This window comes from Leptolyngbya sp. FACHB-60 (genome assembly GCF_014695775.1).
In the GTDB taxonomy this organism is placed as follows: Bacteria; Cyanobacteriota; Cyanobacteriia; order Phormidesmidales; family Phormidesmidaceae; genus Nodosilinea.
The window spans coordinates 1-8637 of the sequence record NZ_JACJOX010000052.1 but is presented as its reverse complement, the minus strand read 5'-3'; the positions used below and the strand labels follow the sequence as shown (position 1 = coordinate 8637).

Sequence of the window (8637 nt, the reverse complement as noted above, 5' to 3'; positions counted from 1 at the left end):
TGTCGGGTAAACGGCTCATGCTCAATGCCCTGATGCGTCGCGCTACCCTTACCACGGTAGAACCGTGACAGGTCAACAAGCTCTACTTAAGATTCTCTTTAGAAATTAGCTCTTAACAAGGTTATACAAGCTTGACGTATCAGTAGATACCAGAATAACTAGTATTATCCGCTATATCGCATGCATCCAGTTTTCTGTAATTTCACGTATATTTAGGGGAGAGCTCCGCTTGCTCTAAGTCATGCTTGGGCGCTGACGCCCTACATTTCCCCAGTGTGTTCTCCCCGTAGTTAATGAAGTACATCAGTTCGCGTTGTAGCTGACGCGAAATTACTATATGGAAAAATGTGATGGCGGTTGATAACACTCTGGTTAAGGTGACCCTGCGCTTTACTGATCCATCCCTTGGTCTCGATGAGCAAGACCTTGAGGTTCAAAAGCTACTGCCACAGTTAGCCCAGTTAGCTAGGTCAGGGGATATCGAGCAATCAGGTCGAGTCCTTGATCCTAATCCTCCCGAAAAAAGTAAGGGTTTTGGCTTTTTGTTAGGGTTGCTCCAGGCTGAAGTAAGTGCTGCTAACTTTAAAGGCTTATCCCAGTTTTTGGGTGAACGTCTATTGGGTAAAACCATAGAAATGGAAGTAGAGGCTAATGGAAAAAAATTAAAGTTAAAAGCTAGCAGTCAAGCTGAATTATCTGCTGCTTTGAAAGTAGCCCAAGAGTTTATTGCTAGCTAGGGGGCTGTTTCATGGCAAAGTTTGCACTGTTGATAGGGATCAGCACTTACTCATCTGGCTTGCCTCTCTTACCTGCGGCAGTTAGGGACGTCCAAGCATTGCAGAGTGTATTGGAGCATCCTGACATGGGTAATTTTGATCAGGTCCAAACAATACTCGATCAAGATGTCCAAGCTATTCGGCGTTCCATCGAAGATCACTTTTTACAATGTGGTCGAGATGATCTAGCCTTACTATTTTTTTCGGGTCATGGCATTAAAGATGATTTTGGAAGGCTTTATCTTGCAGCTAAGGAGACATCTAAGGATAAGCATGGAAATCTTATTCGCTCAACTTCAGTTGAGACGTCTTTTATTCAAGAGACTATGGCTCGCAGCCGATCGCGCCATAAGGTTGTAATTTTAGACTGTTGTTTCAGTGGTGCTTTTGGAGAGGGATTTTTAGCTAAAGATGATGGTTTAATTGACATCGAGAATCAGCTGGGTGGAGAAGGAGTTGCTGTTTTGACTTCCTCAGCCTCTATGCAATATTCTTTTGAACATGAGGATTCAGAAACTTCTATTTATACGCGTTACCTAGTTGAGGGCATTGAAACTGGGGCCGCTGACTTAGATGGCGATGGATTAATTTCAAGTCAAGAGCTACATAACTATACAGCCCGGAGGGTAACCGAGGCCGCCCCGGCGATGAGACCTAAATTCTTTGTTTTTGAAGAGGGGTTTCGCATTTATCTTGCTCAAGCACCTACCAAAGATCCCATTCTTCAATATCGCCGAGAGGTAGAGCGTGCTGCTAGGTTTAACTCAGAATCTGGAGAAATTTCTGAAATTGCCCACCGAACGTTGGCATTAATGCGAGAAAACCTTGGCATCTCAAGAGATTCTGCGGACAGAATTGCCTACGAGGTATTAGAGCCATATCGTAAAAAGAAACAAAGTCTTCAAGACTATGAACAGACACTAAGTGCTGTTCTTTGTGAAGAATATCCACTGTCTAAACGATCCGAATTAGAACTCAAACGTCTTCAAAATATTTCGGGATTGCAAGATGAAGACGTTGAGCCAATTCGTTCTAGATTGATAGCGGAAAAAGAGGTATCTGGCTTTCTTGCTCCCTTAAACGAAGAAAATCAGGATGATAATGTCGATTTAAATCACTTCACTGATTCACAATTACCTGTAGTAAAGTCGGATTTTCCAGAGAGCCCTAGCCTTACTCAGGCTTTACCACTCCCGGCACTTTTCGTTCGAGAGGGCTTAGGGAACGAGCCTGAGCGGTTTAGTTTTACTGTGTCGCTGATAGCACTAGGTGCCTTCATTACTACTGTTGTTTCAGGAGTATTCGCCTATCAGTATTTGTGGAGAGGGGAGCTTAGAGAGCCAGTAATAGCTTTAGCTTTTCAGTCAGCATCTTTTCCACCAACTGTTGGTGAGTTTATAAACGCGCTAGAAATATATGTACTAAATCGAGAGGGAGAGAGCAGTGGTCACAGAGCATGGAGACTGTATACGGAAGCCGGAAATATCGAAGGCGCTATTGAAGAATTAAGAAAAGTTGATCCAGCTAGTTCTGAATATGCTGATGCTCAGGAAAGATTGGCGGAATGGCCAAGAGCCTTTAAAGAAAATGAACAGAATTTCGAGCTAAGTCAAAAAGCTTTAATTCATAGCAACTTAATCGCGGCAGAGAACTATGCCAAAGCACTTGATAGTACGCAACCTTTCTGGCAGAATCGTCAGAAAGAACTACTAAATCGTATTTCGGAGGAGCGCGCTAGGATAGCTCGCCTAAGCCATCAGCAGATCTGTGGGGCCCGCAATTCAGGAACGACCTTGAGCCGGTTTCGAGATGATGCCCAAGGTAAACCAGTTCTAGATGAATACGGAGAATTTGAGTTGATTGAAGATTATTACTTGTCCAAAGGAACTGAGGTTGCTTTAACAAGCTCACCAGCTAGCTCAGAGATGAGTAACCTTGCTCTAAGCTTTGTGGAAGTTAAGGAAGGGCCTAGTTTGGGCAAGAGGGGTTGGGTTGATTCAAGGGATCTATGCGACTTGTCGGACTAGTGAGTTGTTTGAAATCTCTATTATGAAATGGGAAACAGCTGTTCATCATAAAGTCTCACTCTTCCAACCTTCTCCACCGTCAGAAGACTCATTTAGTTCATCATCTCTATCTTGGAAACTGCCATGTCTTGGCGATAGATGGGAACGACTAGTACTCAAATTGGTACTCAGCAGCCAGATAGCATCCCAAGCCAAAATCGCTCTGCTACGCTGGAATCTAGCCGCTGTGAGACGTTAATCAATGTCGATAGGACTGCAAACGACTTCATCAGCTACTACGATCGCCAAGTTCAAGGCTCTGTCTGACCCGCTGCGGCTGGAGGTAATTGAGCTGCTGCGATCGCAGGAAATGTGCGTGTGCGATCTGTGCGATCGCATGGAGATTGCCCAGTCAAAACTCTCCTTCCACCTCAAAACCCTGCGCGAGGCCGGGCTTATCTCCGCCCGTCAAGATGGCCGCTGGATCTACTACAGCCTAAACCCCGCCGAGTTTGGCGAACTTGAAGACTACCTCAGCACCCTGCGTCACCTCAGCCCCCAGCGATCGGCCTACCCCTGCCCGCCCGATCGTCTGTAGGGGCGCAGCATGCTGCGCCCCTACACATTAGGTAGCCATTAGAGATGAGCCTTAGCTCGCGGCTACTTCGGCAGGTTGAGGTGTCTCAGCTGGAGCAGGTGGAGTGGGTGGAGTAGGCAGGACAGGAGGCTCAGCTACTCCAGCAAACTTCAGCAGGTCGGCCATTTTGAAGTCACCGCCGGTTCCCAATTTGGGCGTCCAGTTAGGCTCCTGGCAAAGGTAAGACAGCTCGTCAGATTGCAGCAGACCAATAAACACTTCAGCTACAATGCGACCGCCTACAGGACCGAGCGATCGCCCATCGGCGCGCTTGTCGGCCTCCCGCAGCACGTAGAACCACAGGGGCGTGTTGTGGGCCAGACCGGCATCGATCGCGGCCACATCCGCTAGATCAGCGGCAGACAAGGGTGCGATTCCCATTTGGCCGGCGACGGTTTGGCCTGAGGGTAGCCCAAAGGTCAGGTGGCGCAGCAGGTTGCGTTGGGCCAGCGAGGCCGGGTTCGACGCCATGTTGGGCGGAATAAACGGCAGCTGAAACAAGGGCCGCGAAATCGTGGCATCGATGCGCTGGCTCAACTGGGGCGTATCGGCTTCATTCAGCTTGAAGAAGTTGCGCCAGTCCATCACCCGCTCGGGAGGTAACGGCTTGCCGCTCGATAGGTCGTTGCCCGTAGAACCGGGGGGCACGAAGATCGCCGCCGCAAAGTTTTGGTTGATGCGGTAGCCGCCACGCACCTGGCTGTGGCCAAAGCGGTAAGCGGCCACCGAAAATTCCACCGGAATGTAGGGCTCGCGCCGCCAGCGGGTGCTGTAGAAGCGGCGGCCCCGTTGCAGCACCGTATCGACCACATTCTGGCCCACCAGCAGCGGCAAAAACTCGTGCAGCACAATCCACTGGTAGTGCCAGCGCACCAGCTTTTGGGCTTCGTCAAACAGCTGGCCGGGGTTGACGCCGTCGGCCTTGAGCTTATCGATCATCGCATTGTGAAACTTGACGAAAGCCAGGTGCAGCTGCGACACAATCAGGTTTTCGTCGTTGCGGGGGTCACCCAGCAGCGCGGTGCCCTGGCTGTTGCGGGGCAGGTCGTGGGGGCGATCGGCGTCAATTAGCAGCTTGCCGCGATCATTCTTGTCGTACAAGTAAGGGCTGGCCGCTGGCCCTGCACCATAGACGCTATCCAGTTCAAAGGATGGGGTGCGGAAGTTTTCGATCGCCTCAGGATCCGATTGGCGCTCTAAACTAGAGGTGGGGTCGAAGGTAAGGTCGTGGTCGATGAACTGGCCCAAAAAGGTAAACCCAGCCGGAATCGCCGAGTTGTCGGGGTTGTTGGTCGGACCGGGGTCCATAATGCCTTCGGCTTTGCCCAGCTCCATCAGGGCTTGGCGAACGGCGGGGGTGTCTTGAGCAAAGGGGCGCGTGCAGCGAAACATTCTGCCGAAGCGGCCTCGGGCCGGAACCCGAAAGCGCGGGGGTGCCGTGTCTCTGAGATACATTTGACCGTGCCGTGTCATGGCATACCTCGTGTAGTTCAACTCGGTGGATGGCCTCATCATGGCAAGGGGGTCGGGGCGATCGCAGTACCCGCGCGGGTACTTTTTGCCCCCCAAAATCCTTCAGTAATAGTTCGGAACTTTTGCTTAAATTCACTAAACGCTGACATTGGCCGACAGCCCCAGAGAATCCAGCCAGAATGCCGCAACCTAAGCAAACGAATCTGGCAATTAGCCCTTAGAATGATTTGGATTTTTCCTACGCACCTGTGCAGCCTATGCCCCGCCGTGATGACATCAAAAAGATTCTGCTGATCGGCTCTGGCCCGATTGTCATTGGTCAGGCCTGCGAGTTCGACTACTCTGGCACCCAGGCCTGCAAAGCCCTGCGGGAAGAGGGCTACGAGGTGGTGCTAATCAACTCCAACCCGGCGACGATTATGACCGACCCGGAGACAGCGGACCGCACTTATATTGAGCCGCTGACGCCTGAAATCGTGGAGCGGGTGATTGAGCGGGAGCGCCCCGACGTGCTGCTGCCCACCATGGGGGGCCAGACAGCGCTGAATCTGGCGGTGACCCTGGCTAAAACCGGCGTGCTAGAGCGCTACGGCGTCGAGCTAATTGGGGCCAAGCTTGAAGCCATCGAAATGGCGGAAGATCGCAAGCTGTTTAAAGAGGCGATGGCGCGCATTGAGGTGCCCGTGTGCCCGTCCGGCCTGGCCGAAACCATGGCTGAGGCTAAGCAGATTGCCAAGCAGATTGGCACATTTCCCTTAATCATTCGCCCGGCTTACACCATGGGCGGCACCGGCGGCGGCATCGCCTACAACCAGGAAGAGTTTGAAACCATCTCGCGATCGGGCCTCGATGCCAGCCCGGTGTCGCAGATTCTCGTCGAGCAGTCGCTGCTGGGCTGGAAGGAGTACGAGCTGGAGGTAATGCGCGACCTGGCGGATAACGTGGTGATCATCTGCTCGATCGAAAACCTTGACCCCATGGGGGTGCATACCGGCGACTCGATCACCGTGGCACCGGCCCAAACCCTGACCGATAAGGAATACCAACGCCTGCGGGATGCCTCGGTCAAGATCATTCGCGAGATTGGTGTGGAAACCGGCGGCTCGAACATTCAGTTTGCGGTCAACCCCGACAACGGTGATTTTATCGTTATCGAGATGAACCCCCGGGTGTCGCGCAGCTCGGCGTTGGCGTCTAAGGCAACGGGCTTCCCGATCGCAAAATTCGCCGCCAAGCTGGCGGTGGGCTACACCCTCAACGAAATTTCCAACGACATCACCAAGAAAACCCCGGCCAGCTTTGAGCCCACCATCGACTACGTGGTAACCAAAATTCCCCGGTTTGCCTTCGAAAAATTCCCCGGCACCACCTCGACGCTGACCACCCAGATGAAGTCGGTGGGCGAGGCGATGGCAATTGGCCGTACCTTTCAGGAATCGTTCCAGAAAGCGCTGCGCTCTTTGGAGACCGGGCGGGCGGGCTGGGGCTGCGATCGCGCCGAAAAGCTGCCCAGCCTCAACGAAATTCGCCCCAAGCTGCGTACCCCCAACCCCGATCGCATCTTTGACCTGCGCCACGCCATGCAGCTGGGCCTTACTGTCAACGATATCTTCGACCTCACTGCCATCGACCCCTGGTTTCTCAACCAGCTAGCCGGCCTGTTGCAGACCGAAAAGTTTTTGAAGCGCACCCCCCTCACCGACCTCACCGCCGAGGAGATGATGGCGGTCAAGCGCCAGGGCTTTAGCGATCGCCAGATCGCCTACGCCACCCAAACCGACGAAGACACGGTACGCCAGTACCGTAAGGGTTTGGGCGTAATTCCCGTCTACAAAACCGTGGATACCTGCGCCGCCGAGTTTGAGGCCTTTACACCCTACTACTACTCCACCTACGAAGACGAAACCGAGGTGCTGCCCAGCGATCGCCCCAAGGTGATGATCTTAGGTGGCGGCCCCAACCGCATTGGCCAGGGCATTGAGTTTGACTACTGCTGCTGCCACGCGTCGTTTGCATTGCGCGACGACGGCTACGAGACCATCATGGTCAACTCCAACCCCGAGACGGTCTCGACCGACTACGACACCAGCGATCGCCTCTACTTTGAGCCCCTGACCAAAGAAGACGTGCTCAACATCATCGAGGCCGAAAACCCGGTTGGCATCATCATCCAGTTTGGCGGCCAAACCCCCCTCAAGCTGGCCGTTCCCCTCCAGCAATACCTCTCTTCCCTGCCCGCCGCCGACCCCTCGGCCCATCCCCCCATCCACCCGCCCACCAAAATTTGGGGCACCTCCCCCGACTCCATCGACACCGCCGAAGACCGCGAACGCTTCGAGGCCATTCTGCGCGAACTCGACATCAAGCAGCCCCCCAACGGCATGGCCCGCAGCTACCAAGATGCGCTCAAGGTGGCCCAGCAGATCGACTACCCCGTGGTGGTGCGCCCTAGCTATGTGCTTGGTGGCCGCGCCATGGAAATCGTCTACTCTGACACCGACCTAGAGCGCTACATGACCTACGCGGTGCATGTGGAACCCGACCACCCGATTTTGATCGACAAGTTTTTGGAGAACGCGATCGAGGTGGATGTGGATGCGATCGCCGACCACACCGGCCAGGTCGTCATCGGCGGCATTATGGAGCACATCGAGCAGGCGGGCATCCACTCCGGCGACTCGGCCTGTTCTCTGCCCACCATGACCCTGCCCGACGCCGCCCTCGCTACCATCCGCGACTGGACGGTGAAGCTGGCCAAGCGCCTGAAGGTGATTGGCCTGATGAATATTCAATTTGCGGTCAAGGGCGACCAGGTCTACATCATCGAGGCCAACCCTCGCGCCTCGCGCACGGTGCCCTTTGTCTCGAAGGCGATCGGCCATCCCTTAGCCAAGATTGCCGTGCGGGTGATGTCGGGCAAAACTCTGGCTGACCTGGGCTTTACCGAAGAGGTGATTCCTAAACACATCTCTGTTAAAGAAGCGGTGCTGCCCTTCGATAAATTCGTCGGTACTGACGCCCTGCTCGGCCCCGAAATGCGATCGACCGGTGAGGTCATGGGCATCGATGCTGACTTTGGCAAAGCTTTTGCCAAAGCGGTGCTAGGAGCAAACCAAAAGCTGCCCCTAGCCGGTACCGTCTTCATCTCCATGAACGATCGCGACAAAGCCGCCGTCATTCCCGTCGCCAAGGAACTGGCCGATATGGGTCTCAAACTGATCGCCACCTCCGGCACCCGCGCCGCCCTCATGGATGAGGGGCTAACCGTAAACCTGATTCTCAAGGTGCACGAGGGCCGCCCCAACATCGAAGACGCAATCAAAAACAACGAAATTCAGCTCATTATTAACACCCCAGCAGGCAGCACCGCCTTGGAAGACGATCGCTCGATTCGCCGCACGGCCCTGGCCTACAAGGTGCCGATCATCACTACCATCGCAGGGGCAAAGGCGACAGCCTCAGCCATCCACTCCCTGCAACAACACCCCCTCCAGGTGAAGTCTCTCCAGGAATATGTGGGCATGTAGGTTGATGAGACAGCAGGCCCGACTCTCGGAGGAGTGCATAACGCAGAGATAACTTAGGAGATGCTGGATAATCCTTAATTTTGGGCATGTTCAGAGAAAGTCAAATATAGCTATGGCCAAGGTGATTAGGACGTAGCCTAAGCAAGGGAGTCTCATTGTAAGGAGTGAAATGGCCAAACCCTACAGCCTTGATTTGCGTCAGAAGGTCATCGACGCCA

The 8637-nt window shown here is 53.6% G+C and carries 5 protein-coding genes; 4 read left to right on the top strand and 1 reads right to left on the bottom strand.

The features are described from left to right. Window positions 1-350: 350 nt before the first annotated feature. The 3 genes from H6F57_RS20270 (at window position 351) to H6F57_RS20260 (ending at window position 3380) form a co-directional block, all read left to right on the top strand. The gene (locus H6F57_RS20270; protein WP_190628931.1) at window positions 351-737 is read left to right on the top strand and encodes a hypothetical protein; all 387 of its coding nucleotides are present in this window, start codon (window positions 351-353) and stop codon (window positions 735-737) included. A gap of 11 nt (window positions 738-748) precedes the next feature. Then, a complete protein-coding gene (locus H6F57_RS20265; RefSeq protein WP_190628928.1) occupies window positions 749-2803 on the top strand; it encodes a caspase family protein in 2055 nt (684 codons plus the stop codon). 241 nt (window positions 2804-3044) lie between these two features. Further along, window positions 3045-3380 carry a metalloregulator ArsR/SmtB family transcription factor gene (locus H6F57_RS20260; protein ID WP_190628925.1) on the top strand — a complete coding sequence of 112 codons (336 nt, stop codon included), beginning with the start codon at window positions 3045-3047 and terminating at the stop codon, window positions 3378-3380. Window positions 3381-3431: 51 nt separating this feature from the next. Here the strand turns inward: H6F57_RS20260 and H6F57_RS20255 are convergent, their stop codons facing one another. After that, entirely contained in the window at window positions 3432-4892 is a 1461-nt protein-coding gene (locus H6F57_RS20255; protein ID WP_190628924.1) for a heme peroxidase family protein, read from the bottom strand. 257 nt (window positions 4893-5149) lie between these two features. Between H6F57_RS20255 and carB the strand changes: the two genes are divergently transcribed. After that, the gene (gene carB, locus H6F57_RS20250) at window positions 5150-8419 is read left to right on the top strand and encodes a carbamoyl-phosphate synthase large subunit (RefSeq protein ID WP_190628922.1); all 3270 of its coding nucleotides are present in this window, start codon (window positions 5150-5152) and stop codon (window positions 8417-8419) included. Window positions 8420-8637: the final 218 nt, after the last annotated feature.